The 18,818-nt window shown below is 63.1% G+C and carries 13 protein-coding genes; all 13 read right to left on the bottom strand.

The annotated features are described in order from the left end of the window. Window positions 1–23: 23 nt before the first annotated feature. The 13 genes from ACLEJU_RS10030 to dksA all read right to left on the bottom strand — a co-directional run bounded on the left by ACLEJU_RS10030 (window position 24) and on the right by dksA (window position 18,696). On the bottom strand, window positions 24–2,960 hold the full coding sequence (locus ACLEJU_RS10030) for a DUF748 domain-containing protein (protein WP_435423091.1): 2,937 nt from the start codon (window positions 2,958–2,960) through the stop codon (window positions 24–26). 78 nt (window positions 2,961–3,038) lie between these two features. Next, window positions 3,039–3,908, bottom strand: coding sequence for an oxygenase MpaB family protein (locus ACLEJU_RS10025; RefSeq protein WP_435423090.1), 870 nt, complete (start codon window positions 3,906–3,908; stop codon window positions 3,039–3,041). Between the two features lie 42 nt (window positions 3,909–3,950). Beyond that, window positions 3,951–5,885: an acetate--CoA ligase gene (gene acs, locus ACLEJU_RS10020; protein ID WP_435423089.1), complete on the bottom strand. Its 1,935-nt coding sequence runs from the start codon at window positions 5,883–5,885 to the stop codon at window positions 3,951–3,953. Window positions 5,886–6,118: 233 nt separating this feature from the next. Continuing rightward, entirely contained in the window at window positions 6,119–7,783 is a 1,665-nt protein-coding gene (pgi, locus tag ACLEJU_RS10015; protein ID WP_435423088.1) for a glucose-6-phosphate isomerase, read from the bottom strand. A 144-nt stretch (window positions 7,784–7,927) separates the two neighbouring features. Next, a complete protein-coding gene (panC, locus tag ACLEJU_RS10010) occupies window positions 7,928–8,791 on the bottom strand; it encodes a pantoate--beta-alanine ligase (protein WP_435423087.1) in 864 nt (287 codons plus the stop codon). Further along, a complete protein-coding gene (panB, locus tag ACLEJU_RS10005; protein WP_435423086.1) occupies window positions 8,788–9,588 on the bottom strand; it encodes a 3-methyl-2-oxobutanoate hydroxymethyltransferase in 801 nt (266 codons plus the stop codon). The genes panC and panB overlap by 4 nt, the downstream gene beginning before the upstream one ends. Window positions 9,589–9,850: 262 nt before the next feature. Beyond that, window positions 9,851–10,330 (bottom strand): 2-amino-4-hydroxy-6-hydroxymethyldihydropteridine diphosphokinase, encoded by a 480-nt coding sequence (gene folK / locus ACLEJU_RS10000; RefSeq protein WP_435423085.1) that lies wholly within the window; start codon window positions 10,328–10,330, stop codon window positions 9,851–9,853. Continuing rightward, entirely contained in the window at window positions 10,327–11,718 is a 1,392-nt protein-coding gene (locus ACLEJU_RS09995) for a polynucleotide adenylyltransferase PcnB (protein WP_159408815.1), read from the bottom strand. Before ACLEJU_RS09995 ends, folK begins: the two co-directional genes overlap by 4 nt. A gap of 750 nt (window positions 11,719–12,468) precedes the next feature. After that, entirely contained in the window at window positions 12,469–13,914 is a 1,446-nt protein-coding gene (locus tag ACLEJU_RS09990; protein WP_435423084.1) for a sigma-54-dependent transcriptional regulator, read from the bottom strand. Window positions 13,915–13,918: 4 nt separating this feature from the next. Continuing rightward, the gene (locus ACLEJU_RS09985; RefSeq protein ID WP_163985974.1) at window positions 13,919–16,894 is read right to left on the bottom strand and encodes a sensor histidine kinase; all 2,976 of its coding nucleotides are present in this window, start codon (window positions 16,892–16,894) and stop codon (window positions 13,919–13,921) included. Further along, entirely contained in the window at window positions 16,878–17,054 is a 177-nt protein-coding gene (locus tag ACLEJU_RS09980) for a hypothetical protein (protein WP_003250005.1), read from the bottom strand. The genes ACLEJU_RS09985 and ACLEJU_RS09980 overlap by 17 nt, the downstream gene beginning before the upstream one ends. A gap of 244 nt (window positions 17,055–17,298) precedes the next feature. Next, on the bottom strand, window positions 17,299–18,186 hold the full coding sequence (gene gluQRS, locus ACLEJU_RS09975) for a tRNA glutamyl-Q(34) synthetase GluQRS (protein WP_435423083.1): 888 nt from the start codon (window positions 18,184–18,186) through the stop codon (window positions 17,299–17,301). A gap of 63 nt (window positions 18,187–18,249) precedes the next feature. After that, the gene (gene dksA / locus ACLEJU_RS09970; protein ID WP_103448934.1) at window positions 18,250–18,696 is read right to left on the bottom strand and encodes an RNA polymerase-binding protein DksA; all 447 of its coding nucleotides are present in this window, start codon (window positions 18,694–18,696) and stop codon (window positions 18,250–18,252) included. Between the last annotated feature and the right edge of the window lie 122 nt (window positions 18,697–18,818).

Raw genomic sequence — 18,818 nt, 5'->3', positions numbered from 1 at the left:
CAGGAACGCGTACGGGCTTTTGACTATTCGGCATCCAGATGCATCGGCGTAATCACTCGCCCATCACTCTCGGCCTGCCCCAGGTTGGTATCGATGAAGTACACCCGGTCATCCTCGAGCTTGCCCTTGTCGACCAGGTAATCCTTGATGCTGCTGGCCCGCTCCTGGCCAAGAGTACGCAGCAATGCAGTGCTTTCAGCCCAGGACTTGATCACTGCCTCGCGCAGCTTGGCGGTGCGCTCGTCACGGCTCAACTGCTCCCATTCGGCCGGCGGCTGCTGCTTCAGGCGGGTGCGGTAGATGCCTTCGAGCATCGCCGGTTTGTCGCTGTCATCGACCAGCAGCATCGAGGCATTGGCCGGTACCTTGTCGCCACGGCGTTGCAGAATCTTGTACCAGGTCGCCTGGTATTCGCGCTCCAGACGCTGCTGGGCAATCAATGGGCCGTCGCTGCTCTGGGCGCTGGTGCCTTCGATTTCCAGGCGCAATTCCGGGCGCTCCTTCAGTGCTGATGCCAGCTTGTCCAGGGCCGATTGTGCATCGCCAGTGAGCTCGCTGGAGCCTGGGGCGAAGGCCACGGTGCCGAGGTCTTCCGAGCCACCCCCGGCAATCAGCCCGCCAATGAACTTGAACGGCGCCTGGGCCGCGCGCAGCACCAGGTTGCGCAAGGTCTGCCAGACGATTGGCATGACGCTGAACTGGGGATTGTTCAGGTCACCCGAAACCGGCAGTTCGATGGAGATCCGGCCTTCGGTGTCTTTGAGCAGGGCGATAGCCAAGCGGATCGGCAGATCCACTGCATCGGGGCTATCGACCTTTTCCCCCAGCTGCAGCTGCTCGACCACCACCTTGTTTTCGGCCTTGAGCTGGCCGTTGGTGATCAGATAATGCAGGTCGAGGTTCAACCGCCCCTTGCGGATGCGGAAGCCGGCGAACTTGCCGGAGTAGGGCGTCAGGGTGGTCAGTTCGACGCGCTTGAAGCTGGTGGCGATATCCAGGCTGGCCAGCGGGTTGAACGGGTTGAGTGCGCCCTTGATGGTGACCGGGGCATATCGGTCGACCTTGCCTTTGACGTCGACCTTGGCCGGTGCCGGCTTGCGGTTGTCGATGGTGCCGATCTGGCCATTGAGCTGCTGGATGGCGGTGGCGAAGTTCGGTGTCAGGGTCAGGTCGGCGAAGTTGGCCGAGCCATCATTGATGTCGATCTGGCCGATGTGGATGCCCAAAGGTTTGCTGGTCGCGGCGCTGGCTGGCTTGGCGGGGCCGCGGGCCGGGGCGCCGGCCGGTTGCGGGATGAGCAGGTCGTCGACACTGGTGGTGCGGTCTTCGTTGATGATGAAGCGCGCGTAGGGCTGCAGCAGGGTCACCTTGTCGATCGACAGGGCATCACCGTGCACATACGACAGGCCATCGACGTTGACTTGCTGCCATTTGACGAAGTCTCGGCCCTTGATGGTGTCCAGGGTGTGCAGCTGGTTGACCTGTGCCTTGCCGGCGACGCTGAAGGCCAGTGGCTCGGTACTCTTGAGGTCGACCTTGAGGTCGCTGGCGAGCATGCCACTGCGCAGTTCGAGGCGAATGAACGGGCTGATGTAGGCCTGGGCGACACGCAGGTCGATATCACGGGTGCTGACATCGAGCTTGGCCGTGACGGGTGCCAGGTTCACTTCGCCGGCCGCCTGCAGCTTGCCTTGCTTGCCAATGCCAGTGTCGAGCTTGAGCGTGAAAGGCGACTGGTTGAGGCTGTCGAAACCCTGCATGTCGAGGTTCAACGGGCCAACATCCAGTGCCACCGGCTCCTTCTGGCTGCGGTCGGCAAGGTGGACCTGATAGTTGCGCAGTTGCACGTCCTTGAGCAGTACCTGCCAGGGTTTGCTCGGCGTTTTCGCAGCTTTTTCTTCTGCGGTGGGTTCGGCAGCAGCTGGCTCGGCCTTTTCTTTCGGCGTGGCCTTGGCCGGCTGGCTGGCGAACAGCTGCTGCCAGTCGAGTTGACCGTCCTTTTCCAGGGCTGCCCAGGTTTCCAGTTTTTCGCTGCGCACCTTGCCGACGGTGACCAGCTGCTTGGCCAGGTCGATGGATGTCTCGCTCACTTCCAGGCTGGCCAGGCGTGCCAACGGCCGGCCATCCGGGGCCTTGATGGCGAACGGCGCGATCTTGAGCGCGGTGTTGTCCAGCAACAGCTCGGTTTCCTTGGACAGGTTGAGCTTGTAGTGGGTGTCCAGGCTGAATACGCCGTCCTCGAGCACAAGAGGCACTGCATCACGCACATAGGGCCAGAACAGCTTCATCTTGCCATCGGTGACCTTCAGTGTGCCTTCCGAGGCAATCGGCGCCAGGCTGAGGGTACCGTTCCAGTCGACCCGCCCACCGTTGGGGCCAAGCGCCACCAGGGTCATGTCGGCGTTGTCGTCCGGCAGGGTGCTGAGGTTCTTCAGCTCCAGGTTCATGTCGTCGTAGACGAACTCGATCGGCTCGCTCGGGCGCTGATCCTGAAAATGCAAGTAGCCGCCGCTCAGCTTGATACTGTCGATACGCAGTGGGAACGGGTCGCTTGGCGGCTGGTCCGGCTTGGGTTCGCTGGCGGGCAACTTGAAAAGTTGGGTCAGGTTGAGCGTGCCGTCCTTGGCGAACAGCACCTCGTTGCGTGGCTTGTCGAGCTCGATCGCCTGCAGATGCAGTGCACGTTTCCACAGGCTGTCGAGCGCCAGGTTGGCGTACAGGCGTTCGAAGCCGACCTGCTCCTTGCCGGGCTCGCCGAGTTGCAGGCCCCACACTGTCAGCTCGAGGCTGAAGGGATTGAGCTCGATGCGTTGAAGGTGCGCCGGCACGGTGGCGTATTGCGCCAGCTGCTGGTTGGCGATACGCAAGGCGACACCAGGGAGAATGAGGAAACCGAGCAGGCTGTAGAGGGCCACGAGAGCCAACAGGGCGCCGAGGGCGCGAGTCAATCCTTTGTACATGTGTCGCTTCGTCTGTCTAAGCAGGAGTGCTTGGAGTATGGCACGTTAAATCGGTTCCGCTGAGGCGACCATTTCCCGTCACTCGATGCCCATGCGTCGCTTGGCCCGATGCGCCGAACCGTCACGCATGGCCCAGCGCAGGATCGGTGCCGTGCGGCGCAGGCCAAGGCGGATCATGCGCCGTTGCAGCGGCCCTTGCTGTAGGCCGAGCATGGCCTGGGCCCAATCCGGCAGCAGGTCGATGCCGGCATGCAGCATCAGCTTGCCGACCGGCTCGGCAAGGCGGCTCGGGGCAGGGGCTTCAAGCAGGATCCTGACCACTTCCAGACTCTGCGGGCTGCATTGCAGGTGCGGGCGCATCTGCAGCAGATAATCCTCGACCTGCTGGCATGAGCGTGGCACTCCACGGGCACCGAGGCGTTCGGCGATCAGGGCGATCTCGGCGTAATAGGCGTCCTGATCGGCACGTGAGAGTTGAGGATCGCGGTAGCGCAAATGGGCAGCGAGAAAACTGCTGACTTCGGCCACATGCACCCAGGTCAGCAGGTCCGGGTCGCTGGCCGCATAGGGGCGGCCGTCTGGTGCTGTACCGGTTACCTGCAGGTGGATGGTGCGCACCTTGTCGATCAACCATTCCGCGTCACGGGTGGAACCGAATGTGGTGCCGGAGATGAACTGACTGGTACGACGCAGGCGCCCGAGCAGGTCTTCGCGGAAGTTGGAGTGGTCCCACACCCCGGCCAGGGCCAGCGGGTGCAGCAGCTGTAGCATCAGGGCGCTGATGCCGCCTACCAACATGCTCGGGAAGTCGCCATGTACCCGCCAGCTGATACTGTGCGGGCCAAACAAGCCGGGGTCGCCCTTGGGGGATTCGAGGTCGAGCTGGCCGAGAGCCAGCCCGGTGAGGCTCATGACCTGGGTTTCGATGCGTCGGCGTAGGGCTTCCATGGCGTCCTGTGTTTCAGGGCGGCCATGGAACGTGGCCGCCCACTATTGATTGAGGCGTTTGTCGATCAGGCCCTGAACCACGCTCGGGTCGGCCAGGGTCGACGTGTCGCCGAGGTTGTCCAGTTCGTTGCAGGCGATCTTGCGCAGTATACGCCGCATGATCTTGCCCGAGCGGGTCTTGGGCAAGGCCGGCGCCCACTGAATCAACTCTGGCTTGGCGAAGCTGCCGATCTCTTTGCTGACCAGCGCCAGCAACTCGGCCTTGAGTGTGTCGTCCGGCGTGATGCCGTTCATGGGGGTAACGAAGGCATACACGCCCTGGCCCTTGAGGTCGTGCGGGTAGCCGACCACGGCCGCCTCGGCGACGCTGTCGTGCAGCACCAGCGCGCTTTCCACCTCGGCGGTGCCGATTCGGTGGCCGGAGACGTTGATCACATCATCGATGCGCCCGGTGATCCAGTAGTCGCCGTCGGCATCGCGGCGGGCGCCGTCACCGGTGAAGTAGTAGCCAGGCATGGGTTTGAAGTAGGTGTCGACCATGCGCTGGTGGTCGCCGTAGACGCTACGGATCTGCCCGGGCCAGCTGGCCTTGATCACCAGCAGGCCGGCGCCTGGGCCTTCGATCAGCTGGCCTTTTTCGTCCAGCAGCGCCGGTTGCACGCCGAACATCGGCTGGGTGGCGCAGCCGGGCTTGAGCCTTTGCGCCCCCGGCAGCGGCGTGAGCATGATACCGCCGGTTTCGGTCTGCCACCAGGTGTCGACGATGGGGCAACGCTTTTGTCCGACCTCTTCGAAATACCACTCCCAGGCTTCAGGGTTGATCGGCTCGCCCACGCTACCGAGCAGGCGCAGGCTCTTGCGCGAGGTGCCCTGCAGCGGTGCCGAACCTTCACGCATCAACGCACGCAGTGCAGTGGGCGCGGTGTAGAAGATGTTCACCTGGTGTTTGTCCACCACCTGCCAGAAGCGCGAGGTGTCCGGGTAATTGGGGACGCCTTCGAACATCAGTGAAATCGCGCCGTTGGCCAATGGCCCGTAGACGATATAACTGTGGCCCGTGACCCAGCCGACGTCGGCCGTGCACCAGAACACCTCGCCGTCGCGGTAGTCGAACACCACCTTGAAGGTCATCGTCGCCTGCAGCAAGTAGCCCGCGGTGGTGTGCAGTACACCCTTGGGCTTGCCGGTACTGCCGGAGGTATACAGGATGAACAGTGGGGCTTCGGCGTCCATCGGTTCGGGCTGGCAGTCGTCGCCGGCCTTTTCGGTCACTTCGTGATACCAGAGGTCACGGCCTTCGCTCCAGGCGACGTCGCCGCCGGTTCGGCGCACCACGAACACGCTGCTGACCGCCGGGCAGCTGCTAAGGGCCTTGTCGACGTTCTGCTTGAGCGGGATGCGTTTGCCGCCGCGCACACCTTCATCGGCGGTGATTACGGTGCGGCAGTCGGCATCGAGAATTCGGTCACGCAGCGCATCCGGGGAAAAACCGCCGAACACCACCGAATGAATCGCACCGATCCGCGTGCAGGCGAGCATGGCATAGGCGGCTTCGGGAATCATCGGCATGTAGATGCACACCCGGTCGCCTTTGTGCACGCCGCGTGTCTTCAGGGCATTGGCCAGCCGACAGACCTGGCGGTGCAGTTCGCGGTAGCTGATGGCCGTGGAATCCTTGGGGTCGTCGCCTTCCCACAGCAGGGCAGTCTGCTCGCCGCGCCGGGCCAGGTGACGATCGATGCAGTTGTAGCTGACGTTCAGTTGGGCGCCGTCGAACCAGCGGGCCTCGCCGGTCTTCAGGTCGCATTGCTGCACGCTCGACCAAGGCTTGACCCAGTCCAGGCGTTTGGCCTGTTCGGCCCAGAATGTGTCGGGGTCATCGACCGACTGGCGGTAGAGGCGCTGGTAGTCGTCGGGGGAGAGGCTGGCGGACTGGCTGACGGCCAGGGCTTGGGGATACTGCTTGATATCGATCATGGCGGGTGGTCCTGCTCTTGTCGGAGGGACGGCAACGGCTATTCGATGGACAGTGTAGCTAGTGGTGATGTTCCTTGAGGGCGGGGGCATGGTTGTAGGAGCGGCCTTGTGTCGCGAAAGGGGTGGGTAGCGCCCCCAGGATCTGAGCTTCGCAACTGATATCGCCAGGGCCGCTTTGCGGCCCTTTCGCGACACAAGGCCGCTCCTACAAAAAGCGGTCCTGCTCGATCAGGTCAACCGCGGTGACGGCCGCGGAAGTAGTTGATGAGGCCTTGGGTGGAGCCATCTTCGGCGCTGTCTTCCAGGCTGCCGACCAGGCGCTGGTAAACACCTTTGCCCAGCTCCTTGCCCAGCTCCACGCCCCACTGGTCGAAGGCGTTGATGCCCCAGATCACGCTCTGCACGAACACCTTGTGTTCGTACATCGCCACCAGAGCGCCCAAGCGGCGCGGGCTGATCCGCTCGACCACCAGGGTGTTGCTCGGGCGGTTGCCCGGGATCACCTTGTGCGGCGCGAGCTTCTCGATGTCCGCTTCGTTCAGGCCCTTCTGGCGCAGTTCGGCTTCGGCTTCTTCGCGGGTCTTGCCGAGCATCAGCGCCTGGCTCTGCGACAGGCAGTTGGCGTACAGCCACTGATGGTGGTCAGCCACCGGGTTGAAGCTGACTACTGGCACGATGAAGTCGGCCGGGATCAGCTGGGTGCCCTGGTGCAGCAACTGGTGGTAGGCATGTTGGCCGTTGCAGCCGACGCCGCCCCAGATCACCGGGCCGGTATCGGTCTTCACCGGGGTACCATCCTGCAGCACACTCTTGCCGTTGGACTCCATGTCCAGCTGTTGCAGGTGCTTGGTGATGTTGCGCAGGTAATGGTCGTACGGCAGGATCGCGTGGCTGCTGGCGCCCCAGAAGTTGCCATACCAGACCCCCAGCAGGGCCAGCAACACCGGCATGTTCTTGTCGAACGGCGCGGTCTGGAAGTGCTGGTCCATGGTGTAGGCGCCCGACAGCAGCTCCTTGAAGTTGGCGGTGCCGATGGCCAGGGCGATCGGCAGGCCGATGGCCGACCACAGCGAATAGCGCCCACCTACCCAGTCCCACATCGGGAAGATGTTTTCTTCGCGGATACCGAAGGCCACGGCAGCGGCCTTGTTGCTTGAGACTGCGATGAAGTGGCGGTACAGCTCGGCTTCCGAGCCGCCCTGGGCGAGGTACCAGGTGCGCGCGGCCATGGCGTTTTTCAAGGTCTCGAGGGTGTTGAACGACTTAGACGAGACGATGAACAGCGTGGTTTCGGCGCGCAGGTTCGCCGACAGTTCATGGAACTCGCTACCGTCGATATTGGCCAGGTAGTGGCAGCGCACGCCGCGCTGGGCATAAGGCAGCAGGGCTTCGGAGACCAGCTCGGGGCCGAGGAACGAGCCACCGATGCCGATGTTGACCACATCGGTGATCGGCTTTTCGCTGTAGCCACGCCACAGGCCGTCATGAATACGGCCGACCAGCTCGGTGATCTGGTTGAGTACCTTGTGTACTTCCGGCATCACGTTGACGCCATTGACGCTGAGCTTGTCGCCTACCGGGCGGCGCAGCGCGGTGTGCAGCACCGGGCGACCTTCCGAGGCATTGATGATCTCGCCGCTGAACATCGACTTGATCGCGTCCTGCAGGCCGACTTGTTCGGCCAGGTTCACCAGAAGATCTTGGGTTTCATCGGTGATCAGGTTTTTCGAATAGTCGAGGAACAGCCCACAGCTGCTCAGGGAGAACTGGTCGAAGCGCTTGGCGTCGGCGGCAAAGGCTTCGCGCATGCTGAAGCCTTGCATGGCGTCGCGGTGTTGTTGCAGGGCCTGCCAGGCAGGCAGGGCCGTAACATCGTGGGGGGTGCGGTAATACGCCATTGCGCGGAATTCCTTGATGCGAGGTGTGTCTTGGACATGGCAGTCATTGCCGGGTTCAGGCTGGCCATCATTATAGGCAAAGGCCGCGCGCAGGGAATGGGTATGAAGGGAGGATTTTGGGGCCGCCAAGCGGCCCCAGGAGGGTTATGCGGTCTTATCGTCCAGGTGCAGATACAGGTTGTCGATCAATCGGGTGTTACCCAGATACGCCGCAACCAGGATCACCAGGTCCCGGTCGCCAAAGGTCGCCGGGCGTAGAGTCAGTGCATGGCGCACGTCCAGATAATCCGGACGCAGGCCGGCAGCGCTCAGCTGCGCCTTGCCTTGCTCGATCAGTGCCGCGAAATCCACCTGGCCGCGACCCAGCGCCTCGCCGATCTGCTGCAACGTGCGATACACCACCGGCGCCGTAGCCCGTTGCTCAGTTGTCAGGTAACCATTGCGCGACGACAGCGCCAAGCCATCTTCGGCCCGCACGGTCGGCTCGCCGATGATCTGAATCGGCATGTTCAGGTCACGCACCATGGCGCGGATCACCGCCAGCTGCTGGTAATCCTTTTCGCCAAACACGGCCAGATCCGGCTGAACCATGTTGAACAGCTTGCTGACCACGGTCGCCACGCCCTCGAAATGACCAGGGCGGCTGGCACCGCACAAGCCTTCGGACAGGTTGGGCACGCTGACGCGGGTTTGCACGCTCATGCCGTCGGGGTACATCTCTTCCACGGTGGGCGCGAACAGCAGGTTGCAACCTGCCTGCAGCAGGCGCTCCTGATCGGCGGCAAGGGTACGCGGGTATTTATCGAGGTCTTCGTTGGCACCGAACTGCAGTGGGTTGACGAAGATGCTGGCGACCACGAAATCGGCACGTTGGGCGGCCTTGGTCACCAGCGCGGCGTGGCCGCTGTGCAGGTTGCCCATGGTCGGCACGAAGCCGATGCGCTTGCCTTCGCCGCGCGCACGGGCGACGGCGGCACGCAGTTCGCGGACGGTCTTGACTGTGTTCATGCGCTGAATCCGTGCTCGGCAGCGGGGAAGGTAACGTCCTTGACGGCCTTGACGTAGGCGGTGAGGGCGCTCTGAATGTCGGGTTGGCCTGCCATGAAGTTCTTCACGAACTTCGGTACCCGGCCGCTCAGTGACAGGCCGAGCATGTCGTGGAGGACCAGTACCTGGCCATCGGTGGCACTACCGGCACCGATGCCGATCACCGGAATGCTCACCGCCTGGGTGATTTCCGCAGCCAGTTCGCTTGGTACGCATTCGAGCAGCAGCATCGCCGCGCCGGCTTGCTCCAGGGCAATAGCGTCAGCGCGCATCTGCCGCGCCTGCGCTTCCTGGCGGCCCTGGACCTTGTAACCGCCCAGCACGTTGACGGTCTGCGGGGTCAGGCCCATGTGCGCACACACCGGCACACCGCGTTCGGCCAGCAGGCGGATGGTTTCGGCCAGCCAGGCGGCGCCTTCGAGCTTGATCATCTGGGCACCGGCCTGCATCAGCGTGGCGCAGTTGGCAAAGGCCTGCTCGGGTGTGGCGTGGGCCATGAACGGCAGGTCGGCGAGGATCAGCGCACCGTCGTTGCCGCGTTTGACGCAGGCCGTGTGGTAGGCCATCTCGGCAGTGGTGACGGGCAGCGTGCTGTCATGGCCCTGCAGGACCATGCCCAGGGAGTCGCCCACCAGCAACACGTCGACGCCGGCCTGGCTGCAGGCCTTGGCGAAGGTTGCATCGTAGCAGGTCAGCATGGTGATCTTTTCACCCTTGGCCTTGAGGCTATGCAGGGTGGTCAGGGTTACTTCAGGCATGTAGGAAAATCCTCGTTCAGGCGCTGTGAAAAACGACTGCATACAACGCGTGTAGTCATCTTCCGGAGCGGCACATCATCGCGCGTGATGTTCGGGCACAGGTCCGTCCGGGCCTAAATACGGGTGTGCGGCACTTTGGTGTCACACGGGACGCCTATAGTCGTGAGCGAGGTGGGGGAAGTCAATCACCCTGTTACCGCAATGTTACTAACAGGGTGTTACTGGCGTTACCGTGTTCTGAATAATGTCTCAAACGCCCGGTTTACAGGCGTTCCAGACCGACGAACGGGCACGCTTCGAGCAACTGGGTGAGGGCGCGGCCATCGGCCAGGCAGAAGTCATCCGCCACCAGTTCGGCCAACGGGTACAGAACGAAGGGGCGCGCATGCATGTGGTAGTGCGGCACCTGCAGGCGTGGCACGTCGATCACCTGGTCACCGAACAGCAGGATATCCAGGTCGAGGGTGCGCGGGCCCCAGCGTTCCTGGCGCACACGGCCCTGATCGTTCTCGATGGCCTGCAGCGCGTCGAGCAGGTCCAGCGGTGCCAGGGCGGTGTCTAGGGCTGCTACCGCGTTGGTGTAACGCGGTTGGCCGGGCAGCAGCGAGTCGCTGGTGTACAGCGCCGATGCGCCCGCCAGGCGGCTGTCGGCAATCTGGTCGAGCGCCTGCAGGGCGCTGCGCAGTTGTTCTGCGGGCGCGTCCAGATTGCTGCCCAGGCCGATGAAGGCGCGCGTGGTCACTCGAACGCCTCGTCGCCGCCACTGCGCTTGCGCTTGCTGCCACTGCGCTTGCGTTTGCGCGGGCCGGCACCGGTACCTTCGTCACGGCTGCCAAGCTCGCGGATCATCTCGCGGCGCTCGCTGTCGTTGGCATCCTGGTAGTCGGTCCACCACTGGCCGAGGTCGTCGGTTTCCTCGCCGGCGCTTTCGCGCAGCAGCAGGAAGTCGTAACCGGCACGGAAGCGTGGGTTGTCGAGCAGCAGGTCGGCACGCTTGCCACTGCGGCGCGGCAGGCGTTCCTGCATGTCCCAGATCTCGCGGATCGGCAGGGTGAAACGCTTGGGGATAGCGATGCGCGCGCACTGTTCGGCAATCAGGTCGTGGGCCGCACCGTTCATGGCCGGAATCGGCGGCACGCCTTGGCTCTGCAGGTGCAGCACGCGGCCTGGCAGGGCTGGCCAGAGCAGGGCGGCGAACAGGAACGCCGGGGTGACCGGCTTGCCTTGCTTGACGCGCAGGTCGGTGTTGTTCAGCGCCTGGCTGATCAGGGTATGAGTGTAAGTCGGGCGCTCGTCCAGGGCATGGGCACTGGCCGGGAACAGCGGCTCGAACAGCTCCAGGTCGACCAGCATTTCGAAGGCGATGGCCCCCTGGCCGGAGAGGAACAGCTTGAGGCATTCCTCGAACAGGCGTGCTGGCGGGATCTCGCGCAGCAGCGGGGCCAGTTTGCGGATCGGCTGGAAGGTGTGCTTCTCGATGCCGAAGTCGAGCTTGGCGGCGAAACGCACGGCACGCAGCATGCGCACCGGGTCTTCCTGGTAGCGGTGGGTCGGGTCGCCGATCAGACGCAACAAGCGGTTGCGGATGTCGTGCACACCGTTGGCGTAGTCGAGGATGCGCTCGCTGACCGGATCGTAATAAAGGGCGTTGATGGTGAAGTCGCGGCGCTGCGCGTCTTCTTCCAAGGTGCCGTACACGTTGTCACGCAGGATACGACCACTGGCGTTGTGCGACGAACGGTGGCTGTCGCCCTGGTCGTCTTCCGAGTGGGGCGCGCGGAAGGTAGCGACTTCGATGATCTCACGGCCGAAATGCACGTGGACCAGCTTGAAGCGCCGACCGATGATGCGCGCGTTGCGGAACTCGGCACGGACCTGCTCGGGCGTGGCGCTGGTGGCGACGTCGAAGTCCTTGGGCGTGATGCCCAGCATCAGGTCGCGGACGCAGCCACCGACCAGGTATGCCTGGTAGCCCGCACTCTGCAGGCGCTCGACGATGTTCACCGCGTGGCGGCTGAACTGGTGGCGCTGCAGCGAGTGTTGGCTCTTGTTGATCACCTCAGGCGTGGTACGCCTGTGGTGCTGGCCCGGTACGGGAGGGCGGAACGACTGGAACAGCTTCTTCAGCATGGGATGCACTGTTTGAAGGAATGTTCGGCCAAGAATAGGAGAATGGCCGCATGATGGGCGGGGATTCTAGCATTTACTCGGGGAATGGTGTAGGCGGTAGCAGGAGAGCCTGCCGAAGGGGAGAAACGACAAGGGGAGCCTAAGCTCCCCAAGAAGTCGTTGCGTGCTCTTATTGTTTTTTTACTGGGCTTCTTGTTTTTGTTGAGTGCCCTGTCCACAAATCTCGAAGCTTGTGGACGACCCCCAATCCGGGGGTAAAGAGCAAACGGATTGCTTTGGCCGCTGATGTCACGTTGATCCTTCGATCCAACCAGTTCAGGCGCTGCTTTTAAGTGCAGTTTTTGTTGTTCTCTGCCTGGTCGTGGGGCAAGCCCCAAACACGCATCCTCTCCAAAAGAATCAGTTAGCTGCGCCTCCGCCGTCTTGTTTTTATTGTGCGTGAGCCGTTTCGTCTTGTTCTTATTCTGAGTTGCTGTGCTTGTTATTGTTCTTGTACTAGATACATAGCAGGTGCCGTGCCAACTTTTCGAAGTCCAGTAAAATCAAGGGGTTGAGGCGTTTTGGAAGATTTCGGCAGGTCGAAAATGTAGATTTTTCGTTACCGTACACCTCGGGAACTGTTACGCCGGAAAGGTTGGGTAACAGATTTTGTGCGGGACTGAGGTGTTACCTGGGGGAGGAGCTGTGGCCCTACCGGCCTCTTCGCGGGCTTCCTCGCGAAGAGGCCGGTAAGGCCAACGGAGATCTGAATCAGTTGTCGCTGGTCGCATTGCTCTTGCGCCGCGGGATGCCCAGGCGCTGGCGCCGCTCCCACAGGCACTTGCGGCTGACACCGAGCTTGCGTGCGAGCTCGGTCTCGGTCATGTGGTCCTGGTGCTCGAGCACGAAGTGCTGGAAGTAGTCTTCCAGCGACAGGTCCTCGGTCGGCTCATGGCTTGCACTGCTGGCGCTGGCCGCGACCAGGGCATTGTCGAGGATGTCATCCTCTTCAAGGTCGCTCAGCTCGATGTCGATGCCCAGCATGTCGGCGGAAATTTCCGCGCTCTCGCTGAGGATCACCGCACGCTCCACGGCGTTTTCCAGCTCGCGCACGTTACCCGGCCAGCTGTAGTGACGAATGGCTTGCTCGGCCTCGGCCGAGAAGTGCAGGTCGTCACGGCCGATGCGCGCGCTCTGGCGGGCGAGGAAGGCGTTGGCGATCTCGTTGACGTCACTGCCGCGCTCGCGCAGGGCCGGCAACTTCAGGGCGATCACGTGCAGGCGGTAATAAAGGTCTTCGCGGAACTGCCCGGCCTTGGCCAGGTTCTTCAGGTCGCGGTGGGTCGCGGCGATCAGGCGCACGTCGACTTTCTGCGACTGTACCGAACCGACCCGGCGAATCTCGCCTTCCTGCAGCACACGCAGCAGGCGCGCCTGGGCTTCGAGCGGCAGTTCGCCGATTTCGTCGAGGAACAGGGTGCCACCGTCGGCGGCTTCCACCAAGCCAGCACGGCCGGCGCTGGCGCCGGTGAATGCACCTTTTTCGTGGCCGAACAGTTCCGATTCGATCAGGGTTTCCGGAATCGCCGCGCAGTTCACCGAAATCATCGGCGCCTTGGCACGACGCGAAAGATTGTGCAGCGCGCGGGCGACCAGCTCCTTGCCAGTGCCCGACTCACCCTGGATCAGCACGTTGGAGTCGGTGGGTGCAACCTTGCGGATCTTGCTGTACATGTCCTGCATCGGCGGGCACGAACCGATGATGCCGATTTCGCCATTGGCGGCACTGGCAGTCTTGTCGGCTGGCGCGGCCTTGCCGTTGGTCCGCGGCTCAGCGGCCGGGGCTGGCGCGGCAGCAGGGGCATTCTGGCGGTCGCGCAGAATGCGCGCCACGGCCTGGAGCATTTCATCGTGGTCGAATGGCTTGGCGATGTAGTCCACCGCGCCCATCTTCATCGAGTCCACCGCCGAGCGCAGGCTGGCGTAGCTGGTCATGATCAGCACCGGTGTGCCCTGGCCAAGCTTGATCAGCTCGGTACCCGGGGCGCCCGGCAGGCGCAGGTCGCTGACGATCAGGTCGAAGGTGGCAATGCTGAAGCGTTCCTGGGCTTCCTGCACCGAGCCGGCTTCGCTGACCTGGTACTGGTTCCGTTCGAGCAGCCGGCGCAGGGCCGAGCGGATGATGGTTTCGTCTTCGACGATCAGAATGTGCGGCATTGATTCAATTCTCTCGACGGTCTCGAATTTCAGGGGACGTCGCTACGACATGCCGGGGCAGGGTCACGCGGATCCGGGTGCCACGTTGCCGTTCGATGTCGGCCGGGCTGTCGATGGTGATTTGCCCATAATGCTCTTCCACGATGGAATAGACCAGAGCGAGCCCCAGTCCGGTTCCTTCGCCCGGGTCCTTGGTGGTGAAGAATGGCTCGAACAGGCGGTCCATGATGTTCTTCGGGATCCCGCTGCCTTCGTCCTCGACGATCAGGTCGACGGTGTGCTCGCTGACTTCACTGCGCACACGCACGGCACTGCCGGGCGGCGAGGCATCGCGGGCGTTGGAGAGCAGGTTGATCAGCACCTGGGCGAGGCGCTGCGGATCCCCCTCGGCCCAATGGTCCGGGTCGCAGAGGTTGAAGAACTGGACTTCGAAGTTGCGCCGGTTCAATGCCAGCAGACCGATGGCGTCTTGCGCCACCTCGGCCAGGCACACCGGTTCTTCGCTGTTCTGATGACTACCACCGGCGTGGGCGAAGCTCATCAACGACTGGACGATGCGCGACACGCGCTTGGTCTGTTCGAGGATCTGGCTGGACAGCTCGATGATTTCGCCATCGCCTTCGCGCTCCTCGCGCAGGTTCTGCGCCAGGCAGGCGATGCCGGTGATCGGGTTGCCGATTTCGTGGGCGACACCGGCAGCCAGGCGGCCGATGCTGGCCAGGCGCTCGGAGTGCACCAGCTTGTCTTCCAGTGCCTGGGTTTCGGTAAGGTCCTCTACCAGCAGCACCAGGCCGCTGTTACCCGGCGCCAGGGGCTCGTCGATGGCTGCCTTGTGCAGGTTCAGCCAGCGCGGCTGGCCGTCCAGTGCCAGGCGCTGCTTGTGCAGGTGTTCGTCGGGCACGTTGATGAAGCCCTGCAGCAGGCCGCGCCAGGGCTCGCTGATGGTCACCAGCCGTGAGCCGACGACGTGCTTGGCGGCAATGCCGGTCAGCTCTTCCATGGCCTTGTTCCACATCAGGATTTCCTGATCCTTGGCCAGCGAGCAGACGCCCATGGGTAGCTCTTGGAGGGTCTGGCGGTGGTAGCGGCGCAGCGCGTCGAGTTCGGCGGCAAGGCCGGTAAGGCGCGAGTGGTAGTCTTCCAGGCGGCTTTCGATGAAGTGGATGTCCTCGGTGACGTAGTTCTCGTTACCGGACTTGTACGGCAGGAAGGTCTCGACCATGTCCTGGGCCACACTCGGCCCCATCAGCCCGGAGAGGTTGGCCTCGATACGGTCACGCAGGCGGCGCAGGGCATAGGGGCGGCGCTCGTCGAACGGCAGGTAGAGGTCGCGCAGGGCCTGTTCGACCTCCTTCTGCGCCGCCTTGGCGCCCAGCGGTTTGGCCAGCTGGGTGGCGAATTCCTGCGGCGAGGCGGCATGCAGCTCGCGGCGCTGTGGCCGGCGTACGTTGTCCACGGCGCAGGCTTCGGCGGCGCTGACTTCTTCACTGCTGGCATTGGTGAACAGCGAAATCAGGGTGAACAGCAGGACGTTGGCCGCCAGCGAGGCAATGGCCGCCATGTGCCAGCTGGTGTCGTCGAGCACATAGATCATGTCCAGCAACGGGATATAGAAGCCCTGCAGGTTGCCCAACAGCGGCAGCAGCATGGTCACCATCCACACCAGGGTCCCGGCCAGCAAGCCGGCGATGAAACCGCGGCGGTTGGCGGTCGGCCAGTACAGCACCGACAGCACGCCAGGCAAGAACTGCAGAGTGGCGACGAAGGCGACGATACCCAGGTTGGCCAGGCTCTGGTGGTTGTTCTGGGTCAGGTAGAAGACGAACCCGGCAGTGATGATGGCGACGATCAGCGCGCGGCGCGTCCATTTCAGCCAGCGGTAGATATTGCCCTCGGCCGGTGGCTGGTACAGCGGCAGCACCAAGTGGTTGAGGGCCATGCCCGACAAGGCAAGCGTAGTGACGATGATCAGCCCACTGGCGGATGCAAGGCCGCCAACGTAGGCGAGCAACGTCAGTGCCTGGTTGTTGGCGGCAATCCCCAGGCCCAGGGTGAAGTACTCAGGGTTGGTGCTCGCCCCCAGGCGCAGGCCTGCCCACAGTACCAGCGGCACCGCCAGGCTCATCAGCAGCAGGAACAGCGGCAGGCCCCAGCTGGCGCTGACCAGCGCGCGCGGGTTGAGGTTTTCGGTGAAGGCCATGTGGTACATGTGCGGCATGACGATGGCCGAGGCGAAGAACACCAGCAACAGGGTGCGCCAAGGGCCTTCCTGCAGCGGCGTATGCAGCGCCGCCAGGGCGGTCTGGTTCTGCAGCAGCCATACTTCCAGCTCATGGGGGCCACCGAACACGCCATACAGCGCATACAGGCCGATGCCGCCCAGGGCCAGCAGCTTGATCACCGACTCGAAGGCGATGGCGAACACCAGGCCTTCGTGTTTTTCACGCGTGGCGATGTGCCGTGAGCCGAAGAAGATGGTGAACAGGATGATCAGCGTACAGAAGGCAAAGGCCACCCGGGCCTTGACCGGCTCGCCGGTGAGGATGCTGATCGAGTCGGCCACCGCCTGGATCTGCAGGGCCAGCAAGGGCAGCACGCCGATCAGCATGATGATCGTGGTCAGCGCGCCGGCCCAAGTGCTGCGAAAGCGGAACGCCAGCAGGTCGGCCAGCGACGACAACTGGTAGGTGCGGGTGATCTTGAGGATCGGATACAGCAGCACCGGTGCCAGCAGGAATGCACCGGACACCCCCAGGTAACAGGCGAGGAAACCGTAGCCGTACTGGTAGGCCAGGCCCACCGAGCCATAGAAGGCCCAGGCGCTAGCGTAGACGCCCAGCGACAGGGTGTAGGTCAGCGGGTGGCGAATGATGGAGCGCGGAATCAGCCCACGCTCGCTGATCCAGGCCACACCGAACAGCACCATGAGGTACGCGGCGCTGATCAGGATCATCTGGGTCAGGCTAAAGCTCATCGGCATCTCGTTGGCTCTGCAGGATGAAGGTGACGACGATCAGGATCAGCCAGAGCAGGTAGGGGCGGTACCAGGCACCGGTCGGTTCGATCCACCAGTCCATGATGGCCGGGGAGAACAGGTAGATCCCCACGACCAGAAGCAGGACCAAACGATAGATGTACATGCTGGCCTCGATGGTTGGGCGCTGCGGGCTTGGACTTATTATTGGCGCAAATGGCTGGGGGGATGCTAGCGGGAATCCATAGGGTTCGCCAAGGGTTTGAATTTATTGGGCTTTTGATTTCGAGAAGTATTTCGCCTGGACTGGCCTCTTCGCGGGACAAGTCGGATCGCCGCACCGCCGCTCCTACAAGGGATCGCGAAAACCTGTAGGAGCGGGCTTGCCCCGCGAAGAGGCCTGGCCTGCGTTAGTGCAAATCAGCCTCTGGGACAGTAGCCTGCCGGGCAATCGCTTCCGGTCGCCAGCGTGTGCGCGCCACTGCCAGCACTTCAGCCGGCTTCGCCAGCAGCAATTCTGGGCCTGCTTCCTGGCCCAAGGCCCGCAACGCCCGTAACAACAATGGCGTCGCATGCTCGGCCTGCAACGGCGGTGAGCGATAGGACTTGCCGAGCTTGTGCCCATCCGGCTGGACGATCAATGGAATATGCAGGTAACGCGGCTGCGAAAAGCCCAGCAACTCCTGCAGGTAGAGCTGGCGCGGGGTGTTGTCGAGCAGGTCGGCGCCGCGCACGATGTCGGTGACGCCCTGCCAGGCATCGTCCAGCACCACCGCCAGTTGATAGGCATACAGCCCGTCACGGCGCTGGATGACGAAATCGCCCACCTCACGCCCCAAGTGCTGCTGGAACTCGCCCTGCACCCGGTCGGTAAAGCGGTAGATCAGTTCTGGCACCCGCAGCCGGATCGCCGCGCCCTCACGGGCATGCCCGGCGTTACGGCAAAAGCCTGGGTAGATGCCGTTGTGCCCCTCCAGCTGCTTGCGCGAGCAAGTACAGGCGTAGGCCAGGCCCATGTTGAACAGGCGGTCGACCACGGCCGTATAGGCTTCATGGCGCTGGCTCTGATACACCACCTCGCCATCCCATTCCAGGCCGTAGCGTTCGAGGGTCTGCAGGATCGCGTCGCGGGCCCCTGGCATTTCCCGGGGCGGGTCGGTGTCTTCCATGCGCAACAGCCAGCGGCCGTCTACGGCGCGGGCATCGAGCCAGGAGGCGAGGGCGGCGACCAGCGAGCCGAAGTGCAGGAAACCGCTCGGGGTGGGGGCGAAACGTCCGATGTAGCGGGAGTCTTTCATGGCATTGCCAAGCATATAAATGAAACGGGGCGCATGATGCGCCCCGTTCGGATGGAAGAAGTGTCAGCCTTTGCCGACGGTCTTTTCCTTTTTCTCCGAGATTTCCTTGCAGTCGAAGCACAGGTCGGCGGTCGGGCGGGCTTCCAGGCGGCGCAGGCCGATCTCGATACCGCAGGAATCGCACCAGCCGTAATCCTGGTCCTGGATCTTCTGCAGGGTCTTGTCGATCTTCTTGATCAGCTTGCGCTCGCGGTCGCGGTTGCGCAGCTCCAGTGCGAATTCTTCTTCCTGGCTGGCACGGTCGGCCGGGTCGGGGAAGTTGGCTGCTTCGTCCTTCATGTGGTCCACGGTACGGTCCACACTGACCATCAGCTCGCCTTTCCAGGCATTGAGGAGTTTGGTGAAGTGCTTGCGCATGGGCTCGCCCATGTACTCCTCGCCCTTGGTCTCTTTATAGGGCTCGACACCGTACATGGTCTGACCGGTTTTTTGCTTTTCTACGGTGGACATGAATAGACCGCCTCTCACTCATCTGATCCAATGCGCAGGATGCTCCATCTCCGGCACCCGCCGGCCCTGCGACTGCGAGCCGCCGAACTTACCAGATAGATCGGGGGTGCGCTACCCCGCCC

The organism is Pseudomonas sp. SMN11 (assembly GCF_052041945.1).
GTDB lineage: Bacteria > Pseudomonadota > Gammaproteobacteria > Pseudomonadales > Pseudomonadaceae > Aquipseudomonas.
This window is presented reverse-complemented; position numbering and strand designations above follow the sequence as displayed.